The sequence below is a fragment of the Streptomyces adustus genome (assembly GCF_009377175.1).
Taxonomy (GTDB): Bacteria; Actinomycetota; Actinomycetes; order Streptomycetales; family Streptomycetaceae; genus Streptomyces; species Streptomyces adustus.
This window is the reverse complement of record NZ_VJZD01000161.1, coordinates 1-22,383: the sequence shown is the minus strand read 5'-3', so window position 1 is coordinate 22,383 and position 22,383 is coordinate 1. Positions and strand designations below refer to the sequence as shown.

General features: G+C 72.9%; 18 protein-coding genes. 12 read left to right on the top strand and 6 right to left on the bottom strand.

Going from position 1 to position 22,383, the window contains the following annotated elements:
* Positions 1 to 15: 15 nt before the first annotated feature.
* The 4 genes from FNH09_RS30910 to FNH09_RS30895 are packed head-to-tail and all read right to left on the bottom strand — an operon-like array spanning position 16 to position 7,303.
* On the bottom strand, positions 16 to 1,785 hold the full coding sequence (locus FNH09_RS30910) for an ABC transporter ATP-binding protein (RefSeq protein ID WP_152893204.1): 1,770 nt from the start codon (positions 1,783 to 1,785) through the stop codon (positions 16 to 18).
* Positions 1,782 to 3,599 (bottom strand): ABC transporter transmembrane domain-containing protein, encoded by a 1,818-nt coding sequence (locus tag FNH09_RS30905; protein WP_162469344.1) that lies wholly within the window; start codon positions 3,597 to 3,599, stop codon positions 1,782 to 1,784. The genes FNH09_RS30910 and FNH09_RS30905 overlap by 4 nt, the downstream gene beginning before the upstream one ends.
* Before the next feature lie 15 nt (positions 3,600 to 3,614).
* Positions 3,615 to 5,474, bottom strand: coding sequence for an ABC transporter ATP-binding protein (locus FNH09_RS30900; protein WP_152893203.1), 1,860 nt, complete (start codon positions 5,472 to 5,474; stop codon positions 3,615 to 3,617).
* Positions 5,471 to 7,303: an ABC transporter ATP-binding protein gene (locus FNH09_RS30895; RefSeq protein WP_152893202.1), complete on the bottom strand. Its 1,833-nt coding sequence runs from the start codon at positions 7,301 to 7,303 to the stop codon at positions 5,471 to 5,473. Before FNH09_RS30895 ends, FNH09_RS30900 begins: the two co-directional genes overlap by 4 nt.
* Before the next feature lie 183 nt (positions 7,304 to 7,486).
* Here FNH09_RS30895 and FNH09_RS30890 point away from each other — a divergent pair, with 183 nt between their 5' ends.
* Genes FNH09_RS30890 through FNH09_RS30875 form a run of 4 tightly spaced genes read left to right on the top strand, consistent with a single transcriptional unit; the run spans position 7,487 to position 11,030 of the window.
* Complete coding sequence (locus tag FNH09_RS30890) at positions 7,487 to 8,398, top strand: ABC transporter ATP-binding protein (RefSeq protein ID WP_152893201.1); 912 nt, start codon at positions 7,487 to 7,489, stop codon at positions 8,396 to 8,398.
* Entirely contained in the window at positions 8,395 to 9,129 is a 735-nt protein-coding gene (locus tag FNH09_RS30885) for an ABC transporter permease (protein ID WP_152893200.1), read from the top strand. The genes FNH09_RS30890 and FNH09_RS30885 overlap by 4 nt, the downstream gene beginning before the upstream one ends.
* Before the next feature lie 25 nt (positions 9,130 to 9,154).
* Positions 9,155 to 10,405: a sensor histidine kinase gene (locus tag FNH09_RS30880; RefSeq protein WP_152893199.1), complete on the top strand. Its 1,251-nt coding sequence runs from the start codon at positions 9,155 to 9,157 to the stop codon at positions 10,403 to 10,405.
* Positions 10,395 to 11,030 (top strand): response regulator, encoded by a 636-nt coding sequence (locus FNH09_RS30875; protein ID WP_152893198.1) that lies wholly within the window; start codon positions 10,395 to 10,397, stop codon positions 11,028 to 11,030. The genes FNH09_RS30880 and FNH09_RS30875 overlap by 11 nt, the downstream gene beginning before the upstream one ends.
* A 33-nt stretch (positions 11,031 to 11,063) precedes the next feature.
* Here the strand turns inward: FNH09_RS30875 and glgX are convergent, their stop codons facing one another.
* Entirely contained in the window at positions 11,064 to 13,325 is a 2,262-nt protein-coding gene (glgX, locus tag FNH09_RS30870; protein WP_162469343.1) for a glycogen debranching protein GlgX, read from the bottom strand.
* 160 nt (positions 13,326 to 13,485) lie between these two features.
* Here glgX and FNH09_RS30865 point away from each other — a divergent pair, with 160 nt between their 5' ends.
* The 6 genes from FNH09_RS30865 to FNH09_RS30840 all read left to right on the top strand — a co-directional run bounded on the left by FNH09_RS30865 (position 13,486) and on the right by FNH09_RS30840 (position 20,460).
* Positions 13,486 to 14,715 (top strand): Ig-like domain-containing protein, encoded by a 1,230-nt coding sequence (locus tag FNH09_RS30865; protein WP_162469342.1) that lies wholly within the window; start codon positions 13,486 to 13,488, stop codon positions 14,713 to 14,715.
* Positions 14,716 to 14,878: 163 nt separating this feature from the next.
* Positions 14,879 to 16,135 carry a L,D-transpeptidase gene (locus tag FNH09_RS30860; RefSeq protein WP_420802791.1) on the top strand — a complete coding sequence of 419 codons (1,257 nt, stop codon included), beginning with the start codon at positions 14,879 to 14,881 and terminating at the stop codon, positions 16,133 to 16,135.
* A gap of 77 nt (positions 16,136 to 16,212) precedes the next feature.
* A complete protein-coding gene (locus FNH09_RS30855) occupies positions 16,213 to 16,980 on the top strand; it encodes an enoyl-CoA hydratase/isomerase family protein (protein WP_152893196.1) in 768 nt (255 codons plus the stop codon).
* 336 nt (positions 16,981 to 17,316) lie between these two features.
* Positions 17,317 to 17,820, top strand: a complete 504-nt coding sequence (locus FNH09_RS30850) for an ATP-binding protein (protein WP_152893195.1) — start codon at positions 17,317 to 17,319, stop codon at positions 17,818 to 17,820.
* 631 nt (positions 17,821 to 18,451) lie between these two features.
* A complete protein-coding gene (locus FNH09_RS30845) occupies positions 18,452 to 19,264 on the top strand; it encodes a polysaccharide deacetylase family protein (protein ID WP_152893194.1) in 813 nt (270 codons plus the stop codon).
* A complete protein-coding gene (locus FNH09_RS30840; protein WP_152893193.1) occupies positions 19,264 to 20,460 on the top strand; it encodes a YncE family protein in 1,197 nt (398 codons plus the stop codon). Before FNH09_RS30845 ends, FNH09_RS30840 begins: the two co-directional genes overlap by 1 nt.
* 31 nt (positions 20,461 to 20,491) lie before the next feature.
* On the opposite strand, the gene FNH09_RS30835 is transcribed toward FNH09_RS30840, so the two are convergent.
* A complete protein-coding gene (locus tag FNH09_RS30835) occupies positions 20,492 to 21,130 on the bottom strand; it encodes a GNAT family N-acetyltransferase (protein ID WP_152893192.1) in 639 nt (212 codons plus the stop codon).
* A gap of 56 nt (positions 21,131 to 21,186) precedes the next feature.
* Here FNH09_RS30835 and FNH09_RS30830 point away from each other — a divergent pair, with 56 nt between their 5' ends.
* Positions 21,187 to 22,101 carry a helix-turn-helix domain-containing protein gene (locus FNH09_RS30830; protein ID WP_152893191.1) on the top strand — a complete coding sequence of 305 codons (915 nt, stop codon included), beginning with the start codon at positions 21,187 to 21,189 and terminating at the stop codon, positions 22,099 to 22,101.
* Positions 22,102 to 22,151: 50 nt separating this feature from the next.
* Complete coding sequence (locus FNH09_RS30825; RefSeq protein WP_152893190.1) at positions 22,152 to 22,364, top strand: EF-hand domain-containing protein; 213 nt, start codon at positions 22,152 to 22,154, stop codon at positions 22,362 to 22,364.
* The last annotated feature ends 19 nt before the right edge of the window (positions 22,365 to 22,383 follow it).

The following is a 22,383-nucleotide window of genomic DNA, read 5'->3' as shown; positions in this document are numbered from 1 at the left end:
GGCCCTTCCAGGGGGTCAGGCGGGGGCGGAGCCGTCCGCAGGGTCCCCGTGCCAGGTCGCCCACAGCGCCGCGTACGCCCCGCCCGCCGCCACCAGTTCGTCGTGGGTGCCGAGTTCGGCGAGGCGGCCGTCCTCCATCACCGCCACCCGGTCGGCGTCGTGCGCGGTGTGCAGCCGGTGCGCGATGGCGATGACCGTACGGCCGCGCAGCACCGCGGCCAGGGCCCGCTCGGTGTGCCGGGCGGTCGCCGGGTCCAGCAACGCGGTGGCCTCGTCGAGGATGAGCGTGTGCGGATCGGCCAGCACCACCCGCGCCAGGGCGAGTTGCTGCGCCTGGGAGCCGTCGGTGCCCAGGCCGCCCTCGCCGAGCTCGGTGTCCAGCCCGTCGGGCAGGGCGCGCACCCAGGCCTCGGCGCCGACCGTCGCCAGCGCCGCCCACAACTGCGCGTCCCCGGCGGACGGTTCGGCGATCCGCAGGTTGTCGCGGACCGTGCCGAGGAAGACATGGTGCTCCTGGGTGACGAGCACGACCTGGCGGCGCAGCCGCTCCGGCCCGAGCTCCGCGACCGGCACCCCGCCCACCGTCACCGCACCGGCGCTCGGCGCGTCGACGCCCGCCAGCAGCCGGCTCAGCGTGGTCTTGCCGGCGCCGGACGGACCGACCACCGCCAGCCGTTCCCCGGGCCGCACGGTCAGGTCGACGCCGCGCAGCACCTCGCCGCCGCGGTCGTAGGCGTACCGCACCCCGGTCACGTCGATACGGTCGTCCGAGGGCAGCACGTACCGCCCGGCCGCGTCCGGGCGCGCGGCCCGCGCCAGCCCCTCCACCCGCGCGAACGACGCCCCGCTGCTCTGGAGCATCTCCACCCGCATGAGGACCTCGTCCAGCGGCGTGCCGAGCTGCTTCAGATACAGCGCGCCCGCCACCACCGCGCCCAGGCTCATCCCGCCGTGGCCGTGCAGCAGGCCGCCGACCAGCAGCACCCCGGCCACCGGCAGTACGTACGACGTCTCCACCGCCGGGAAGAACACCGTCCGCAGGAACAGCGTGTACAGCCGTCTGCGCCGGGACACCTCCAGCGCCTCGCGGCTCGCCGCGATCCGTCGCTCGCCGAGATGGAACGCCTCGACGGTACGCGCCCCGGACGCGGTCGCCCCGAGGATCTCGGCGACCTGCGAACCGGCCGCGCCCTCCGCCAGATAGCCCTGCCGGGCCCGGCGCAGATACCAGCGCAGCGCCACCCCGATCGGGGCCAGGCAGGCCACTCCGACCAGGCCGAGCAGCGGGTCGAGCGCGAAGACGGCGCCCAGCAGGAACAGCGCCTGCACGGAGTTGATCAGCAGCTCGGGCCCGGCGTCGCGCAGGGTGGTGCCGACGGTCGTCACGTCCGCCGTGCCGCGCGCCGTCAGATCGCCGGTGCCGGCCCGCTCCACCACGGACGCGGGCAGCGAAAGCGCCCGGTCGACGAACTCCTCGCGCACCCGCGCCAGCGTCCGCTCCCCGAAGCGGTGCCCCGCGTACCGGGCCCAGCGCGCCAGCAGCAGCTGCCCGAGCGCGCACAGCACGATGCCGGCCGCGAGCCGGTCCACCGCCGCGACCCCGCCCCCGGTCCGCACCGTGTCGATGATCCGCCCCAGCAGCCAGGGCCCGGCCAGCCCGGCCCCCGCAGCCGCCGCGTTCAGCACCAGTACGGCCCAGAACCCGCGCCCGTCGGCCCGCACCAGCCGCACCGCCGCCCGCCGCACCTCGGCGGGTCCGGCGACGGGGAGCTGCCCTCGGCTCATGCCACGACCTCCTCGGCACCGGCACCGGCACCGGCACTGGCACCGGCACCGGCACCCGTCCCGCTGTCCGCACTCATCCTGGTGTCCGGGTCCGGGGCCGGGTCCGTGCCGGCCGCGACCGGCTCGGCGCCCCGGGCGACCAGGGCTCGGTATTCCGGCTCCTGGGCCAGCAGCCGGCGGTGCGTGCCCGTCGCGGCGACCTTGCCGTCCACCACGAAGTGCACGGTGTCGGCGTGGTCGAGGACCAGCGGGGAGGTGCTGGTCAGCACGGTGGTGCGGCCGCTGCGGGCCGGCCGCAGCCGGGCCGCCACCGCCGCCTCGGTGTGCGCGTCGAGCGCCGACGTCGGCTCCACCGCCAGCAGTACCTCGGGGTCGGCCAGCAGCGCCCGCACCAGCCGCACCCGCTGCCGCTGTCCGCCGGACAGATTGCGGGCCCGCGCGTCGATCGCCGAGTCGAGCCCGTCCGGCAGGCCCTGCACGATGTCGTCGGCCACCGCCGAGTGCACCGCCCGCCAGATGTTCCGCTCGGCCGGCTCCCGGCGGCCGCCGACCAGCTCCCGCAGCATGCCCGCGAACAGGTCGGCGTCGTGGTCGGCGACCAGGATCCGCGCCCGGACCTGCGCCAGCGGGATCTCGTCCAGACGGATCTCCCCCCAGGTGGCCGCCGACGGCGCGTACCGGCCGAGCCGGTCGAGCACGGCCGCCGTGTCCGCGGGCCGCGCCCCGGCCAGCGCGGTCAGCCGCCCCGGTGTCACCCGCACCCCGGACTCCGGGTCGTACAGCACCGCCGGTTCGGCCGGGGCGGCACACGTCCCGTCGTCCGGCTCGGGCTCCAGCCGCAGCAGCCCCACCACCCGCCGGGCGGCCACCACGCCCCGGGCGAGCTGGTGGCCGAACTCGACCAGGAACGCCACCGGGCCCACCAGGACCGCGACATAGCCGTACACCGCCACCAGTTCGCCCACGGTGATCTCACCCTGGGCGGCCGACCGGGCCGCGAGCCAGGTCACCACGCCGAGGAACAGCGTCGGCAGCCCGACCCCGAGCGCCTGCATCCAGCTCGTCACCGCGCCGACCCGGTAGCCCTGCTCGCGCAGCCGCCGCGAGTCCCGGCGGAAGGTGTCCGCGAACAGCTCCTTGCCGCCCAGGCCGTTGAGTACCCGCAGGCCGCCCGCCAGATCGCCGATGCGCGCGGTCAGCACGCCCTGCCGCTCCCGGTACTCCGACTCCGCGCCCTGCAACCGCCCCAGCAGCGGCCCCACCAGTACGACGATCACCGGCACCCCGAGCAGCACCACCACGGCCAGCCGCGCCGAGACCGACAGCAGCAGCCCGGCGACCACGGTGTAGGCGACGAGCGCGCCGACCCCGGGCCCGACCACCGTGAGGGACGTGCTGATCGTCTGCACGTCGCCCACGCCGATCGTGACCACCTCACCGGCCCCGGTCCGGCGCGCCAGCGAGGCCCCCAGCCGCACCGTGTGCCCGACGACCACCTTGACCGTGCGGAAGTTGGCGTCCATCCGCACCCGGGTCATCGTGCGGTGCCGCATGATGCCCAGCCAGGCGTTGAACGCGCCGACCGCGAACAGCGCGGCCGTCCACCCGGCGAGCGCGCCCGGATCGCCCGGCTGGAGACCGTCGTCGATCGCCCGGGACATCAGATACGGCGTCGCCGCCCCGAGCACCATCCAGACACTGGCGATCACCGCCCCGGCGACGGACCGCCAGGGCTGCCGGGTCACCAGCCACCACAGATAGCGCCAGCCGCCGCGGCTGTCGGGCGTGCCGGGGTCCTCGTACGCGTCGATCACTGCCGGGTCCCCCGCTCAGACCAGACTGTCCCGCCAGGCCCGGTGCAGGTCGGAGAACCTGCCCGTGCCCGCGGTCAGTTCGGCCGGGCTGCCGTCCTCCACGATCCGTCCGTGCTCCATGACCAGCACCCGGTCGGCGATCTCGACGGTCGACAGCCGGTGCGCGATCACCACCGCGGTACGGCCGCGCAGCACCGTCGTCATCGCCTGCTGCACCGCCCGCTCGCCGGGGATGTCCAGCGAGCTGGTCGCCTCGTCCAGGATCAGCACCGCCGGGTCGGCGAGCAACGCCCGGGCGAAGGCCACGAGTTGCCGCTGGCCGGCGGAGATCCGCCCGCCCCGCTTGCGGACGTCCGTGTCGTAGCCGTCCGGCAGGGCACTGATGAACTCGTGCGCGCCGATCGCCTTCGCCGCCCGCTCGATCTCCTCCCGGCTCGCGTCCGGACGGCCGATCGCGATGTTCTCGGCGACCGTGCCGGAGAACAGGAACGCCTCCTGCGTCACCATGACCACCCCGCGCCGCAGTTCGGGCAGCGCGAGGTCGCGCAGGTCGACGCCGTCCAGCGTGACGCGGCCCGCGGTGGGGTCGTAGAAGCGGGCCAGCAGCTTGGCCAGCGTGGACTTGCCGGCGCCGGTTGAGCCGACCACCGCGACCGTCTGCCCGGCCGGCAGGGTCAGGTCGAAGCGGGGCAGGATCTCGCCGCCGGTGCGGTAGGCGAACCGGACGGCGTCGAAGACGACCGTGCGGCCCGGGTGGGCGCCCTCGCGCGCGGGCAGCTCCCGGGGCTTCACGGCCTCGGGCACGGACGGCGTCTGCGCCAGCAGACCCGCGATCTTCTCCAGCGAGGCGGCCGCCGACTGGTAGGAGTTGAGGAACATGCCGAGCCGGTCGATGGGGTCGTACAGCCGCCGCAGATACAGCACCGCCGCCGCCAGCACGCCCAGCGCCAGCGAGTCGTCCGCCACCCGCCAGGCCCCCCACAGCACGGTCAGGGCCAGGGCGGTGCCGGACACCAGCCGGGACCCGACGACATAGCGGGCCATCTCCAGCAGCGCGTCGCCGTTGGTGCGCTCGTGCCGCCCGTTGAGGACGGCGAACTCGGCGTCGTTGGCGGCCTCGCGGCGGAAGGAGCGCACCGGCCGGATGCCGTTCATCGTCTCCACGAACTTCACGATCACCCCCGCGATCGCCGTGGACCGCTCCCGGTACACCTCGCCCGCGCGCCGCTGGTACAGCCGTACGAGCAGGTACAGCGGCACGGCCGAGGCCATCGCGACCGCGCCGATGCCCAGGTCCAGCCAGAGCAGCATCGCCGCGATGTACACGAACGACAGCAGGACCGTCACCAGCTCCTGCAAGCCCTCGTTGAGCAGCTCGCGCAGCGACTCGACGTCCGTCGTGGAGCGGGAGATCAGCCGGCCCGAGGTGTAGCGCTCGTGGAAGTCCACGCTGAGCGCCTGGGCGTGGCGGAAGATCCGGCCGCGCAGATCGAGCAGGACGTCCTGGTTCACCCGGGCGGAGACCACGGTGAACGCGTACTGCATCCCGCCCGACACCAGCGCGCACAGCAGATAGGCGACGGCCACCGCGATCAGCGGACCGCGGTCGCCGCCGCGCAGCGCCGGCACGGCCCGGTCGATGGCGTACGCCACCAGCAGCGGCCCCGTCTGCACCGCCGCCTGCTGGAGCAGCAGCAGGGTCGTGGTGAGCACCACCCGCCCCTTCATCGGGGCGAGCAGGGAGCGCAGCAGCGCGGCCGTGGCACCGGGCGGGGTGGGCAGTACGTCGCGGTCGAAGGGGTCGGCGGCCTGCTCGGGGCGCTCCGGTTCGTCCTCCCCCTCGGTGACGGCGGCGGACGTCGTGGCGGCGGTCATCGGTCGCCCTCCTCGTGGCCGGACGGGTCTGCGGGATCGTCCCCGGACATCAGCCGGGCGTACTCCGTGCTGGTGCGCAGCAGTTCCTGGTGGGTGCCGACGGCCTGGATGCGCCCGTCGGCGAGCAGGGCGACCCGGTCGGCGAGCAGGACCGTGGACGGCCGGTGGGCGACGATCAGGGCCGTGGTGTCCACGAGCACCCGGCGCAGGGCGGCCTCGACGGCGGCCTCCGTGTGCACGTCCAGGGCCGACAGCGGGTCGTCGAGCACCAGGAACCGCGGCCGGCCGACCACCGCGCGCGCCAGCGCGAGGCGCTGCCGCTGGCCGCCGGACAGGCTCAGGCCCTGCTCGCCGACCTGGGTCAGCGTCCCCTGCGGCAGCGCGTGCACGAAGTCGGCCGCCTGGGCGACGGCCAGGGCCCGCTCCAGCTCCGGCGGCCCGGCGTCGCCGTCGGCGCCCATCAGGACGTTGTCCCCGACGCTCGCCGAGAACAGCGTGGGCTCCTCGAAGGCGACCGCGACCTTGGTGCGCAGCTCCTCGCGGGGCATCGCGGCGATGTCCTCGCCGTCCAGGGTGATCCGCCCGGACGTCACCTCGTGCAGCCGGGGGACGAGCGCGGTGAGGGTGGTCTTCCCGCTTCCGGTGGCCCCGACCAGGGCCATCGACTCACCGGGGCGGACATGCAGTTCGATGTGGTCGAGCAGCGGCGGGGAGTCCGGCGGGGCGTCCGGATAGCGGAACCGGACGCCGTGGAAGCGCAGCCCGCCGTCCTCGGCGGGTGAGCCGTTCGCGGTGGGCGAGGCGTCCCCGGCGGGCGGGGCGTCCGGGGCGGTCGACTCCGGCGGTGCGTCCATCACCTCGAAGAAGCGCTCGGTCGCCGTCGATGCCTCCTGGCTCATCGCCAGCAGGAAGCCGATGGACTCCACCGGCCAGCGCAGTGCCAGCGCCGTCGACAGGAAGGCCACCAGCGTGCCCGCCGACAGCGTGCCGTCCGCCACCTGCATCGCCCCGACCACCAGGGCCGCACCGATGGCCAGTTCCGGCAGTGTCACGATCACCGCCCAGATCGCCGCCAGCAGCCGCGCCTTGCGCAGTTCCGTGCCCCGCAGCGTCCGCGCCAGCTCACGGAACGCCCGCGCCTGACTGCGGTGGCGTCCGAAGCCCTTGACGATGCGGATGCCGAGCACGCTCTCCTCGACCACCGTGGTCAGATCGCCGACCTGGTCCTGGGCGAGGCGCGCCGCGTGCGCGTACCGCTCCTCGAAGACCACGCACATGACCACCAGGGGCACCGTCGGGCCCAGGATCACCAGGCCCAGCGTCCAGTCCTGGAGCAGCATGATGACCACGCCGATGACAATGGTCACCCCGTTGACCAGCAGGAACGTCAGCGGGAAGGCGAGGAACATCCGGACCAGCATCAGGTCGGTGGTCGCCCGTGACAGCAGCTGTCCGGAGGCCCACCGGTCGTGGAAGGCCACCGGCAGCCGCTGGAGGTGCCGGTACAGCCGCGCCCGCATCGACGCCTCGACATGCGACAGCGGACGCGCCACCAGCCAGCGCCGCAGCCCGAACAGCAGCGCCTCGGCGACCCCGAGCAGCAGCAGGTACAGCGCGCCCCGCCACACGCCCGCGGAGTCCCGGTCGGCGATCGGACCGTCGACCATCCACTTCAGTACGAGCGGTATCACCAGCCCCACGCAGGAGGCGACGATCGCGACGAAAGCGGCGGTGAACAGTCTCGCCCGCACCGGGCGCACATACGGCCACAGCCGTAGCAGGGTGCGCACGGCGGAGCGGTTCTCGGCGGCGGCAGGTGTAGTGGACATCAGGAGCGAGCCTACGGTTCGCCACTGACATCGCCCACCGAGTTTTGGCCGGACCCGGCTCGGGCGAAGGTCCTACGACCTGCGTGTTCGAGAGGTCGTACGGCGGCATCATCCGATCGGCCGATGCCCGTTCGAGCGAGACGGCCGATGTGCCCGCGGCGCTCCCCACGGCACGCTCGACGCATGTCCGTCATAGAGGTAACCGACCTGCGCAAGGTCTACGGGGGCCGCGCCGTCGTCGACGGTGTCTCCTTCGCCGTGGAGGAGGGCGAGATCTTCGGCGTCCTCGGCCCGAACGGCGCCGGCAAGACCACCACCGTCGAGTGCGTCGAGGGCCTGCGCGTGCCCGACGCCGGCCGGGTCCGGGTCACCGGCCTCGACCCGGTCGCCGACCACGAACGGGTCGCCCGCGTCCTGGGCGCCCAGCTCCAGGAGAGCGAGCTCCAGGCGAAACTGACCGTCCGCGAGGCCCTGGAGCTGTACGCCGCCTTCTACCCCGACCCGCTGGACTGGCGCCCGCTCGCCGAGCGCCTGGGCCTGACCGACCGGCTCACCACCCGGTTCGGGAAGCTCTCCGGCGGCCAGAAGCAGCGCCTGTCCATCGCGCTCGCCCTGATCGGCAACCCGCGGATCGTCGTCCTGGACGAGCTGACCACCGGCCTGGACCCCAGGGCCCGCCGGGACACCTGGCAGCTCATCGAGGACGTACGGGCGGGCGGGGTCACCGTCCTGCTGGTCACCCACTTCATGGAGGAGGCCCAGCGGCTCTGCGACCGGATCGCGGTGATCGACAAGGGCCGGGTGGCCGCCCTGGACACTCCGGCCGGACTGATCCGGCGCTCCGCGGGCGCCACCGTCATCAGCTTCACCCCGTCCGCCCCGCTGGACGACCGGGAACTGGACGCGCTCCCCGCGCTCGCGTCCGTCGAGCACAAGGACGGCCGCGTCACGCTCTCCGGCACCGACGAGACGGTCAACGCCGTCATCACCCTGCTCGCCCGCCACCGGGTCACCGCCCACCAGCTGCGCGTCACCGACGCCACGCTCGACGACGCGTTCCTCGACCTCACCGAGGAGAAGGAGAAGGCGATATGAACACCGCGGTCCTGCGCGCCGAGTTCCGGCTGTTCCGCCGCGAACCCGGTGCCGTCTTCTGGGTCTTCCTGTTCCCGACCCTGCTCCTGGTGATCCTCGGTTCGATCCCGTCGTTCCGGGACGCCGACGACTCCCTGGGCGGGCTGCGGCCGGTCGACGCCTATGTGCCCATCGCCGTACTGATCGCCCTGATCATGTCCGGGGTGCAGACCCTGCCCCAGGCGCTGACCGGCTACCGGGAGCGCGGCATCCTGCGCCGGATGCGGGTCACCCCCGTACGGCCCACCGCCCTGCTGTCCGCGCAGATGACCGTGCAGGGCACGGTGGCGCTGGGCTCGGCGCTGCTCGCGCTCGCCGTCGGCCGGCTCGCCTTCGACGTACGGCTGCCCGGACAGCCCGCCGGGTACCTGCTGGCGCTGCTGCTCGCGGCCGCGGCGGCCCTCGCGCTCGGCGCGGTCGTCTCGGCGCTGTCGCGCACCACGAGGATCGCGGGCGCGATCGGCTCGGCGGTGTTCTTCCCGATGATGTTCTGCGCGGGCGTGTGGATCCCGGTGCGGGCGATGCCGGACGCGCTGGCCCGGGGGGTGACGCTGACCCCGTTCGGCGCGGCGGCCCGCGCCCTGGACCAGGCCGCCGCGGGCCACTGGCCCGGCTGGGACCACCTGGGCGTGCTCGCGCTCTGGACGGTGCTGCTGACGGCGGGCGCGGCGCGCTGGTTCCGTTGGGAGTGAGCCGACCGTGCCGGACACTGGAGCCATGACCCAGGCCGAACACCCCGAGCGCAGGGCCTTCTTCGACCTCTGGGGGCCCTACGCCCTGCTCGCGGTGGGCGTGCTGACGGCGGCCGGCTCGGCCCGGGCGGTCGGGATGACTCCGGCCGCGATGTGGGCCGCCGGCCTGCTGGTGGCCGCCTCCTTACTGCTCCAGCTGGGCTGGGGACGGGCGGCCCGGAGGTGGTCGGGGCCCAACCGGGCGAGCTCGGCACTGTACTTCGTCCGCTGGGCGCTCGGATTCGTGCTCACCTGGCTCAACCCCTTCTTCGCCTTCTACGCCGTCACCGGCTACTACAGCGCCGCCCGCCAGCTGACCCGGCGGCTGATGCTGCCGGGACTCTTCCTGACCGCCGCCACCATGGCGGGCAGCGAGATCGGCGGCATGCCGCCGCGCGGTCTGCTGTGGTGGCTCGGCTTCCTCGTGGTGTTCGGCGCCAACCTCGGACTGGTCGCCCTCTTCAACCGGTTCAACGTGCAGGAGCAGGCGCAGGCCCGCACCCAGGCCGAGACCATCGCCGAACTCGGCCGCACCAACGCCGCGTTGCAGCAGGCCCTCGACGAAAACGCCGCGCTGCACGCCCAACTCCTCGTCCAGGCCCGGGAGGCCGGGGTCGCCGACGAACGCCGACGGCTGGCCGCCGAGATCCACGACACCATCGCCCAGGGCCTGACCGGCATCATCGCCCAGCTCCAGGTCGTGGCGAGCGCCCCCGACCTGGACGTGGCCCGCACCCACCTGGGCCGGGCCGCCGACCTGGCCCGGCACAGTCTCGGCGAGGCCCGCCGCAGCGTGCACAACCTCGCCCCGGTGGCACTGGCCGACGACGGACTGCCGGAGGCACTGAAGAAGACGGTCGCCGAATGGGGCGAACGCACCGGACTGCGCGCCGAGTTCACCGTGACAGGCACCGCGGAGCAACTGCACGACGAGGTCTCCGCCACCCTGCTGCGCATCGCCCAGGAGGCCATGTCCAACGCGGCCCGGCACGCGGCCGCCACCCGTGTCGGCGTCACCCTGAGCTTCATGGGCGACGAGGTCACCCTCGACGTCCGCGACGACGGCACCGGCTTCGACCCCGAGAGCCTGCCGCGGCGCACCCGCACCGGCGGGTTCGGCCTCGACGGGATGCGCGCCCGCGCCGAACGCATCGCCGGCTCCCTCGCCGTGGAGTCCGAACCGGGCCACGGCACCGCGCTGTCGGCTCGCGTACCGTTGGTGCGCCATGACCGATGACACCGCCATCTCGCTGCTGATCGTCGACGACCATCCCGTCGTACGCGACGGCCTGCGCGGCATGTTCGACTCCGCGCCCGGCTTCACCGTCGTCGGCGAGGCGGTGAACGGGGTGGAGGCCGTCGAACTGGCCGCCGCCCTCGACCCGGACGTGATCCTGATGGACCTGCGGATGCCGGGCGGCGGGGGAGTGGACGCCATCGCCGAGCTGACCCGCCGCCGGGCCCGCGCCAGGGTCCTCGTGCTGACCACCTACGACACCGACTCCGACACCCTGCCCGCGATCGAGGCGGGCGCGACCGGGTACCTGCTGAAGGACGCGCCCCGCGACGAGTTGTTCACCGCCGTCCGGGCCGCCGCCGAGGGCCGTACGGTCCTCTCCCCGGCCGTCGCCTCCCGCCTGGTCAGCGCCGTGCGCGCGCCCGGCGGCGAGCCGCTGTCCGCCCGCGAGCGGGAGGTGCTGGCCCTGGTCGCCCGGGGCACGCCGAACCGGGAGATAGCCCGGGAGCTGTTCATCAGCGAGGCGACCGTGAAGACCCACCTCACCCACCTGTACGCCAAGCTCGGCGTCAAGGACCGGGCGGCCGCGGTGGCGACGGCGTACGAACGCGGAATACTCGGCTGATCCGCGCGCTCCCGGCGGTGACGTGCGTGCCGCTCAGCCGACCTTCAGCAGCAGCACGGACCGGGCCGGCACCGTGATCTCCTCCCCCGCACGGTGCGTCACCCCCGGCGGCCGCGCCTGCTCCTCTCGCGAGGTGTCCACGACCACTTCGTAGCGCTCCGCCCACGGCGGCCCAGGCAGCACGAAGCTCACCGGCCGGTCCCCGGCGTGCAGCACGGCCAGGAAGCTGTCGTCGACGATCGGCGCGCCCCGCTCGTCGCGGCCCGGGATGTCCCGCCCGGAGAGGTACATGCCGAGCGTGGCGGCGGGCGCGTACCAGTCCCGTTCCGTCATCTCCGCGCCCCGCGCGGTGAACCAGGCCAGGTCCCGCAGCCCGTCCGCCGAGTGCGCCCGCCCGGAGAAGAATGCCCGGCGGCGCAGCACCGGATGGCGGTGGCGCAGCGCGATCAGCCGTGAGGTCATTTCGAACAGGGCGCGCCAGCACGGGTCCTCCAGCAGGCTCCAGTCCAGCCAGCCGATCTCGTTGTCCTGGCAGTAGGCGTTGTTGTTGCCGCGCTGGGTACGCCCGAGCTCGTCGCCCGCGACCAGCATCGGCACCCCCGTGGACAGCAGCAGGGTGGTCAGCAGGTTGCGCAGCTGGCGCCGCCGCAGCGCCCGTACCCGCTCGTCCTCGCTCTCGCCCTCCGCGCCGCCGTTCCACGACCGGTTGTCGTCCGTGCCGTCCCGGTTGCCCTCGCCGTTGGCCTCGTTGTGCTTGCGCTCGTACGACACCAGGTCGCGCAGGGTGAAACCGTCGTGCGCGGTGACGAAGTTGACCGAGGCGTACGGCCGCCGCCCGCCCCAGGCGTACAGGTCGCTCGACCCCGACAGCCGGTAGCCCATCTCGCGCACGTCCGGCAGGGCGTGCCGCCAGAAGTCCCGTACGGCGTTGCGGTAGCGGTCGTTCCACTCGGTCCACAGCGGCGGGAACGCGCCGACCTGGTAGCCGCCGGAGCCGACGTCCCACGGCTCGGCGATGAGCTTCACCCGGCGCAGCACCGGGTCCTGGGCGATCACGGCCAGGAACGGGGAGAGCATGTCCACGTCGTGCATGGAGCGGGCCAGCGCGGCCGCGAGGTCGAACCGGAAGCCGTCGACGCCCATCTCCGTCACCCAGTAGCGCAGCGAGTCGGTGATCAGGCGCAGCACCTGCGGCTGGACCACGTGCAGGGTGTTGCCGCAGCCGGTGTAGTCGGCGTAGCGGCGGGCGTCCGACTGGAGCCGGTAGTAGCCGCGGTTGTCGATGCCCTTCAGCGAGAGAGTCGGGCCCAGCTCGCCGGCCTCCGCGGTGTGGTTGTAGACCACGTCGAGGATGACCTCGATGCCGGCCGCGTGCAGCGCCCGGACCATGTCCTTGAACTCGCCGACCTGCTGACCGGTCGTACCGGAGGCGGCGTACCCGGCGTGCGGGGCGAAGTAGCCGATCGAGTTGTAGCCCCAGTAGTTGCGCAGCCCCCGTCGCAGCAGATGGTCCTCGTGCGCGAACTGGTGCACCGGCAACAGCTCCACGGCCGTCACGCCCAGCTTCACCAGATGCTCGATCGCCGCCGGGTGCGCGAGGCCCGCGTAGGTGCCGCGCAGCTCCGGCGGGATGCCGGGGTGCAGCTTGGTGAAGCCCCTGACGTGCAGCTCGTAGATCACCGAGTCGGCCCAGGGCGTCTTCGGGCGGCGGTCGTCCGTCCACTCGTCGTCCGGCGCGTCGTCGTGCACGACCACGCCCTTCGGGACGTACGGCGCCGAGTCCCGGTCGTCGCGCACGGTGTCGGCGACCTGCTGCTGGGGCCAGTCGCGGACATGCCCGTACACCTCCGGCGGCAGCCGGAAGTCGCCGTCCACCGCGCGCGCGTACGGGTCGAGGAGCAGCTTCGCCGGGTTCCAGCGGGCGCCGGTCCACGGGTCCCAGCGGCCGTGCACCCGGAAGCCGTAACGCTGACCCGGCATCACTCCCGGGACGAAACCGTGCCAGATCTCGTGCGTCAGTTCGGTCAGCGGGGCGCGGGTCTCCTTGCTGTCCGGGCCGCGCCCGTCGAACAGGCACAGCTCGACCGCCTCGGCCCCGCCCGCCCACAGCGCGAAGTTGGTGCCCGCCACCCCGTCGGGGCCGACCCGGAAGCGGGCTCCCAGCGGCGTCGGCGCACCCGGCCACACCGGCACCCCGGGCGTCCTGCGCCGTGCGCCGTTGGCGGCGGCGACCGGACGCCCGTCCCCGGTGGCGCGCTCTTCCGCCACCGCCTCCTGCTCGGCTGCGCTGGACACGGTTCGGCCTCCCGCGGCTCATGGCACGACGTGGAACATCGGGTGACGGGCCCGCGGCGTCCCGGCCGCGGCCACCTGTCGCGTCGTCCTCCCCACTGTTCTGCCCAGCTCGTGGCTCGCACTCACGTTTCCACGGGGCGGGCCGGTCGTTGGCATTCATGTGAGGCACGTACACGGGCGCGCACGGCGCGCGGGGGCCGCGCTGGCCGCCGTACTGACATGGGCAGGGCTGCTTGCGGGCGCCGCCGGCTGCGACACGGACCCGACGGGGGTGATCGGCGCCGACGGGGCGCTCGGCAGAGCGCAGGACCCCGAGGACGTCATCCGGATCTCGCCCGACGACGGCAGCAAGGAGGTCCGCCCCGGCCGGGCGCTGGGGGTCCTGGTGACCGACGGGCGCCTGGAGTCGGTGCGGGTGGTCAAGTCGCAGGACGCGCAGGAGTCTCCGGTACCCGGCCGCCTCTCGTCGGACCGGCGGCGCTGGGAGCCCACGGAGCAGCTGGCGCTCGCGGCGAAGTACACGGTCGACGTGGTCGCCGTCGACGGCGACGGCCGCCGTTCGGCGCGGCACACCACCTTCACCACCTTCGTCCCTGCCGAGCGGTTCATCGGGTACGTGACCCCGGAGAACCGTTCCACGGTCGGCACCGGAATGATCGTTTCGCTGGCCTTCAGCCGGAAGATCGACGACCGGGCCGCCGTCGAGCGGGCCGTCAGCGTCACCGCGCAGCCGGCGGTCGAGATCCGCCCGCACTGGTTCGGCAAGGACCGCCTGGACTTCCGCCCCGAGCAGTACTGGAAGCCCGGCACCAAGGTCACCGTCAGCCTGCGCCTGCGGGACGTCGAGGGAGCACGCGGGGTCTACGGACTCCAGTACCGGACGGTCTCCTTCACCGTCGGCCGCAGCCAGGTCTCGCTGGTCGACGCGGCGAAGCACACCATGCAGGTGCGGCGCGACGGCGCACTGGTGGCCACCGTGCCCATCACCGCGGGCGCCCCCAAGACCACCACCTACAACGGGAAGATGGTGGTGATGGACATGCTGGAGGTCACCCGGATGAACAGCCGCACGGTGGGCTTCGGCGGCGAGTACGACATCCCCGACGTGCCGCACGCCATGCAGTTGACCGAATCGGGCACCTTCCTGCACGGCAACTACTGGGCGCCCGAAGCCCCGGGGCACACCAACGTCAGCCACGGATGCGTGGGTCTGCGGGACGTGAAGGGCGGCGCCTCGGACACCCCCGCGGGCTGGTTCTTCGACCGCAGCCTGATCGGTGACGTCATCGAGGTCGTCCACAGCGACGACAAGAAGGTCGCCCCCGACAACGGGCTCGGCGGATGGAACATGGGGTGGAAGCAGTGGAAGGCGGGGAGCGCGGACAAGTGACCGGGCGGGGTGCGGGACCTGACGAAGGGGGAGGGAGCTCAGTTGGGACTGAACGGTGACAATCGGCGGGCATCGACCGCACTGATCATGTGGTTAATATGCGCCAGAGAGCGCATGGGATGCGCCGGGGTGGCCGGGCCGGGGTCCGGCGAGGGGAGAAGAGTTGAACGTGCGACCGATATCGGGGGCGTCGGTTGACGCGCGGGTGGGCGGAACGCGGAAGCGGGGCCGTGGCGGTCTGATGGCCGCCGCCCTCGGCGTGCTGCTGGTCTCCGTCACCGCTTGCGGGGGCGGGGCGGACGCCGGATCCGGCGACGGCAAGGACAAGGGCAAGCAGGCGTCCGCGACGCAGAGCGCGCAGTCGGAGGCGGTCGTCACCATCTCGCCCAAGACCGGCGCCAAGGAGGTCGACACCAGCGGCGCCCTCAAGGTCACCGCCACCAAGGGCAAGCTGACCGAGGTCACCGTCAAGGACGCCAAGGGCACGAAGGTCGACGGCGCGATCTCGGCGGACGGCGCCGGCTGGACGCCCGCCACGCACCTGGCGGCCTCCACCAAGTACGAGGTGCACGCGGTCGCCAAGGACTCCGCGGGCCGCACGGCCGCCGAGGACTCCTCCTTCACCACGCTCAGCCCGAAGAACACCTTCATCGGCACCTTCACCCCCGAGGACGGCTCCACCGTCGGTGTCGGCATGCCGTTCTCGATCCGCTTCACGCGCGGCATCACCAAGCCGGACGACGTGAAGAAGGCCATCGAGATCACGACCGAGCCCGCCGTGGACGTCGAGGGCCACTGGTTCGGCAACGACCGTCTGGACTTCCGTCCCGAGGACTACTGGAAGTCCGGCACCAAGGTCACCGTCAAGCTCAACCTCGACGGGGTCGAGGGCCGCAAGGGCGTCTACGGCAAGCAGTCCAAGACCGTCTCCTTCACCATCGGCCGCAACCAGGTGTCCGTCGTGGACGCCAAGAAGCACACGATGAAGGTCATGCAGGACGGCAAGACCGTCAGGACCATCCCGGTCACCACCGGCAAGGCCGGCTACGCGACCTGGAACGGCAGCATGGTCATCAGCGAGAAGTTCAAGGTCACCCGGATGAACGGCGACACCGTCGGCTACGACGGCGAGTACGACATCAAGGACGTGCCGCACGCCATGCGCCTGACCGACTCCGGCACCTTCGTGCACGGCAACTACTGGGGCGGCGACGCGTTCGGCAACTACAACGCCAGCCACGGCTGTGTCGGCCTGCGCGACGTGCGCGGCGGCTACGACAGCGGCGTGCCGGCCGCCTGGTTCTTCAACCACTCGATGATCGGTGACGTGGTGGAGGTCAAGCACTCCACCGACCCGGTGGTCGACCCGGCCAACGGCCTCAACGGCTGGAACATGTCCTGGGAGAAGTGGAAGGCCTGAGCGCCGACCGACCGTACGGCCCCGGTGTGAGGTACTGCACCGGGGCCGTACGCGTTAATGCCCGTTAACCTGCCCTCATGACTGTGCATCTTGAAGTCGCCGAAGGCGTGGGTACCATCCGTCTGGACCGCCCGCCGATGAACGCGCTGGACGTCGCCGTCCAGGACCGCATCAAGGAGCTGGCCGAGGAGGCCGGCCGCCGCGAGGACATCCGCGCGGTGGTGCTGTACGGCGGGGAGAAGGTGTTCGCGGCGGGCGCGGACATCAAGGAGATGCAGGCGATGGACCACACGGCGATGGTCCTGCGCTCGCGCGCCCTCCAGGAATCGTTCACGGCTGTGGCCCGCATCCCCAAGCCCGTGGTGGCGGCCGTCACCGGCTACGCCCTGGGGGGCGGTTGCGAGCTGGCGCTGTGCGCGGACTACCGCATCGCGGCGGACAACGCCAAGCTCGGCCAGCCGGAGATCCTGCTCGGCCTGATCCCGGGCGCGGGCGGCACCCAGCGCCTGGCCCGGCTGATCGGCCCCTCCCGGGCCAAGGACCTGATCTTCACGGGCCGCATGGTGAAGGCCGAGGAGGCGCTGGCGCTCGGCCTGGTGGACCGGGTCGTCCCGGCCGCCGAGGTCTACCCGCAGGCGCACGCCTGGGCGGCGAAGCTGGCCCAGGGCCCGGCGCTCGCGCTGCGCGCGGCGAAGGAGTCGGTCGACGCCGGCCTGGAGACGGACATCGAGACCGGACTGGCCGTGGAACGCACCTGGTTCGCGGGCCTGTTCGCCACCGAGGACCGCGAGCGCGGCATGCGCAGCTTCGTGGAGGAGGGGCCCGGCAAGGCCAAGTTCCAGTGACGGCACGCCGGACGCAAGGTGAGGTTCCGGTGAGAGCGGCTCGGTGAGACCGGGACGGTGAAACTCTCCCGAACCACTTGCAATTGACGTGGTGTCTGATCCCGGGTCCCTCGATGGGGCGGTTTATGGAAACCTTAAACGGACCTTAAGGCCGCCTTGTCGAGGTGACCTGTCGATTGCCTGGGATCTTGCCTCCGGCGCAGGTCGGAGGGGTTGTCGCGAGCACCGAACTGCCATTGGCATATGCCGATCGAATCAGGCGGAATATTGTGTTCCGGGGGACGTATTCCTCCAGAACGACCCCGGAGAACCGTACGTGCGGCCATGATGGGGGGCATGGCGGGGCTGGAGGGCATCGAACAGCCGCGGGGACAGGGCCGTCCGACGGCGGCGCGCTGGTCGCCTGCGGTCGAGGACGAACGAGCACTGAAGGCCCTGGAGCTGTTCGGCAATCCGACGGAGGCGGAGGTCCCGCTGCCGTCCCGCCCCGAGTCCGCCGCGACGGCCCGCCGGCTGGCCCAGGTGGTGGTCCTGCGCCAGTGGGGCCTGACCCCCAAGATGGCCGAGGACGTGGTCCTGCTGGTCTCCGAACTCGTCGGCAACGCCGTACGCCACACCGGCGCCCGGGTCTTCGGCCTGCGGATGCGCCGCCGCCGCGGCTGGATCCGGGTTGAGGTCCGCGACCCCTCCCGGGGTCTGCCCTGTCTGATGCCGGTCCAGGAGATGGACGTCAGTGGCCGGGGCCTGTTCCTCGTCGACAAACTCTCCGACCGCTGGGGCGTCGACCTCCTGCCACGAGGCAAGACGACCTGGTTCGAAATGAGAGTCACCGAACGCTGAGCCCCGGTCGCCCGCATGGGCGCGGGCGACCGCTTCGGCCCGTGCGCCCGGCGGCCCAGGTGGCCCGCAGGCCCGGGTGACCCGGGCGGCGGCCAGATGCCCTGTGCGGCCCGTCGGTCCGTGTGACCTGCCCACCCGTGTGGCCTGCCGACCTGGGAGGCCTGCCGGTCCGCCGGTCCGGGGTGGCTGCCTCGGCCCGGTCGGCCGCTGAGGCCCGGATGGCCGGTCGGCCCGGTCGGCCTGCCGGTCCGAGGTGGCTGCCTCGGCCCGGGCGACCGCTGAGGCCCGGTCGGCCCGTCGGTCTGCCGGTCCGGGTGACCGCCGACCTCCGCGGCCTGTCGACCTGGGCGGCCTGTCGGCCTGCCGGTCCGGGTGACCGCCGACCTCCGCGGCCCGCCGACCTGGGCGGCCTGTCGGCCTGCCGGTCCGGGTGGCCGCCGACCTCCGCGGCCCGCCGACCTCCGCGGCTCGCCGGCCTGGGCGGCCCGTCGGTCCGCCGACCCGGTTGGCCTGCGGCCCGGGTGACTGCCGGTCAGGCGAGCCGGTGGTTCTGCCGTGGCTCGCGACCCGTGTCGACCGTCGGTGGAGCCAATCGCTCTTTTTCTTACAATGCACCCTTTAAATGGTGCGGATGACTCATACCGACCGTCGCACGGCACTGCGGGCGGGCGCCGGGCTCGCGGCCGGCGGAGCACTGGCCGCCGGATGCGCCACGACCGGTGCCGTCGCCCACCCCGCCCCCGCGAGCACCACTCCCACCGGCGCCGCGCCCGCGCACGCCGCGTCCGCACGCGCCGCCACGCCCGTCCCGGCCGTCGCCCCGGCCCCGCGCCGCCTGCCCGGCCAGCCCTCCGAACTCACCCACGGACCGCGCAACCGTCCCCGCGTGGCCCTCACCTTCCACGGCCAGGGCGACCCGTCCATCGCCCGCTCCCTGCTCACCACGGCCGAGAAACACGGCGCCCGACTGACCGTGCTCGCCGTCGGCACCTGGCTCGACGACCACCCCGACATCGCCCGCCGCATCCTCGACGGCGGTCACGACCTCGGCAACCACACCCACCGGCACCTGAACATCAACGCCATGTCCGAGTCCGCGGCACAGGCCGAGATCCAGGCCTGCGCCGACCGGCTCAAGCGCCTCACCGGCTCCATCGGCACCTGGTTCCGCCCCTCCCGCTCCCCGCGCGCCTCGCCGCTCGTCGAACGGCTGGCGGCCCGCGCCGGATACCCGCACGTCCTCTCCTACGACGTCGACTCCCTCGACTTCACCGAGCCAGGCGCGGCCGCCGTCACCCGCAAGGTGCTCGGCGAGATCCGCAACGGATCCGTGGTCAGCCTGCACTTCGGCTACCCGGGCACGGTCGCCGCGCTCCCCGCCGTACTCGACGAACTCGGCCGCCGCGGACTGCACGCGGTCACCACCACGGAGCTGTTCAGCTGATGCACGCGAAACCGCTCGGGCGCGCCCTCCTGACCGTCGCCGCCCTCGTCTCCGTCACCCTCCTCACCGCCTGCGGCTCCGGCTCCGGGGGCCAGGCGCACGAGAGCGCCGCCACCAAGGCCGCGGCGATCCGGGAGCCCCGGCCCAAGCAGCAGGCCGACGACCAGAGCCTGCCCGGCATGCCCCCCGTCCTCGACCCAAAGGACGTCTACGCCGCCGACCGCCCGAACCAGCTCTCCCCGGTGGTCAAGGACTTCCCCTCCCGCGTCTACGTCCCCAACACCCAGTCCGACACCGTCACCGTCATCGACCCCAGGACGTACCGGGTCATCGAGACGATCCGGGTCGGCCACCAGCCCCAGCACGTCGTGCCCTCCTGGGACCTGAAGACCCTGTGGGTCAACAACGACCTGGGCAACACCCTCACCCCCATCGACCCGAGAACCGGCACCGCGGGCAGCCCCGTCGAGGTGCACGACCCGTACAACCTCTACTTCACGCCCGACGGCAAGTACGCCGTCGTCATGGCCTCCCAGGACCGCGAACTCGTCTTCCGCGACCCCCACACCATGAAGCGGATCAAGACGCTGCCGGTGACCTGCTACGGCGTCAACCACGCCGACTTCTCCACCGACGGCCGCTACTTCATCGTCTCCTGCGAGTTCAGCGGCGAACTGCTCAAGGTCGACACCGCCAATATGAAGGTGATCGCGCAGGAGAAGCTCCCCTACCAGGGAGCGATGCCGCAGGACGTCAAGATCTCCCCCGACGGCAAGACCTTCTACATCGCCGACATGAAGGCCGACGGCGTGTGGGTCCTGGACGGCGACCGGTTCACCCGGCCGACCCTGCTGCCCACCGGCAAGGGCGCTCACGGCCTGTACGTCAGCCGCGACTCGCACGAGATGTACATCTCCAACCGCGGCGAGGGCACCATCTCCGTCTTCGACTTCCGCAAGAAGGCGCTGATCAAGAAATGGCACCTGCCGAACGGCGGCAGCCCCGACATGGGCGGCGTCTCCGCCGACGGCAAGGTGCTGTGGCTGTCGGGCCGGTACAACTCCGAGGTGTACGCCATCGACACCGCAACCGGCAGGCAACTGGCCCGCATCAAGGTCGGCCACGGTCCGCACGGCCTCGCGGTCTACCCCCAGCCCGGCCGCTACTCGCTCGGCCACACCGGGGTCTTCCGCTGACGCCCGAACGCCATCGGGCGCCCTGGGGCCGTCAGCGGGGCCCCAGCAGCGCCTCCGACCCCACCGGAACGTAACCGGCCGCCTGGAACGCCCGCAGACTGCGGGCGTTGCCCGGCGACACCTGGGCCCACACCGGCTCGCCCCCGCCCAGCTGCCGCGCCGCCGTCACCAGGCGCCGGCCCAGCCCCTGGTGCCGTAGCCCCTCGGCCACCTCGACCGCCACCTCCAGCCGCCCCGCGACCCCGCGTCCCAGCACCAGCACGCCCCCCTCGGCGGTCCACACCCGCACACCGTCCCGGCGCCGGCGGGAGGCCACGACCCGGGGATGGTCCGGGTCCTCGATCTCGGCGAGGGGCAGCGCCGGCTCGCCCGACAGCGGGGAGCCGACCAGGAGCAGGTCGATCGTGTCGTGGCGGCGGCCCGTGCGGTCCAGCAGCGCCGCCAGGAACCGGGCGTTCATGGGTGCCGCGAGCGCGTCGCAGTCCACCTCGGCCAGCGCCTCGCGCACCCACCGCGGATCCTCGTCGGTGAAGACCACGGAATGCGCGGTGAAGGCGATGACCCCGGCGTCCCGGGCGGAGTGCTGCGGTACCACCGTCGTACCGCCGTCCGCCGCGGGGAACACCCCCCGGGCCGCCGCCGTCAGAATGTCCCGCAGGTTCCGCGTCATCGCGTCCCGTCTCCCCGCTTGAGTCTCCACCCACTGGAAGGCCCAGACTCGCAGACATGATCGAAGACGGCACCGGCCTTTTCACCATCGGTGAGCTGGCCCGAGCGACCGGCCTGAGCGTGCGCACCATCCGCTACTGGTCCGACGAGGGCGCCCTGCCCCCGGTGGGCCGCTCCGCGGGCGGCTACCGCCTCTACGACGCCGCGTCCGTGGCCCGCCTGGAACTGGTCCGCACCCTGCGCGAACTGGGCCTGGGGCTGAGCGACGTCCACCGGGTACTGACCGGCGAGACGACGGTCGCCCAGGTCGCGGCCGCGCATGTGAAGGCGCTGGACGCGCAGATCGGATCGCTGCGGGTGACCCGCGCGGTGCTGTCGACCGTCGCGCGACGCGGCTCGACCGTCGAGGAGATGACCCTGATGCACAAGCTGGCACGACTGTCGGCCGCCGAACGCGCGCGGATCGTCGAGGACTTCATGACGGAGATCTTCGAGGGGATCGACACGGCCGACCCCGACATCCGCCGCAGGCTGCGGTTCGGGGCGGCCGAGCTGCCCGAGGACCCCACGCCCGAGCAGGTGGACGCCTGGGTGGAGCTCGCCGAGCTGATCCAGGACCCGGACTTCCGCCGTCTGATGCGCCGGATGATCGAGTTCAACGCGGCGGACCGGGGACCGGACGTGCCGCCGGGCACCTCCCTGTGGTTCATGAGCCGGCTCGTCCAGCTCGCCGGCGAGGCGCTGCGCCGGGGCGTCGCGCCCGAGGCGCCGGAGGCCGAGGACGTACTGCGCGAGGTGCTCGGCGACGCCGACCGGGCCGCGGTCCTGGAGCGGCTGACCGCGGCCGCCAACGACCGGGTCGCCCGCTACCGCGAGCTGTCGGCCGCCGTGAACGGTGTCGAATGCCCTTCGGCGCACCGGGAGGAGTTCGCCTGGGTGGTCGCCGCTCTGCGCGTTCGGGCGGGCCGTTAATCTGACCTGCGTCAGGACGACAGCAAGGTATGACGAAAAGGGGCGGACCGATGGCCGACATCGAGGAAGCACGCAAGGAATTCCAGCGGATCGACACGGACGGCGACGGCTTCATCACCGCCGCCGAGTTCAAGGCCGCCCTCGCCCAGGGCGGCGACTGGAACGTCACGGAGTCGGTCGCGGAGGCCATCATCAAGACCCGTGACCTCAACGGCGACAAGGTTCTGTCGTTCGACGAGTTCTGGACCCACCTCAGCAAGTGACGCTGGGGGAAGGGGCGCC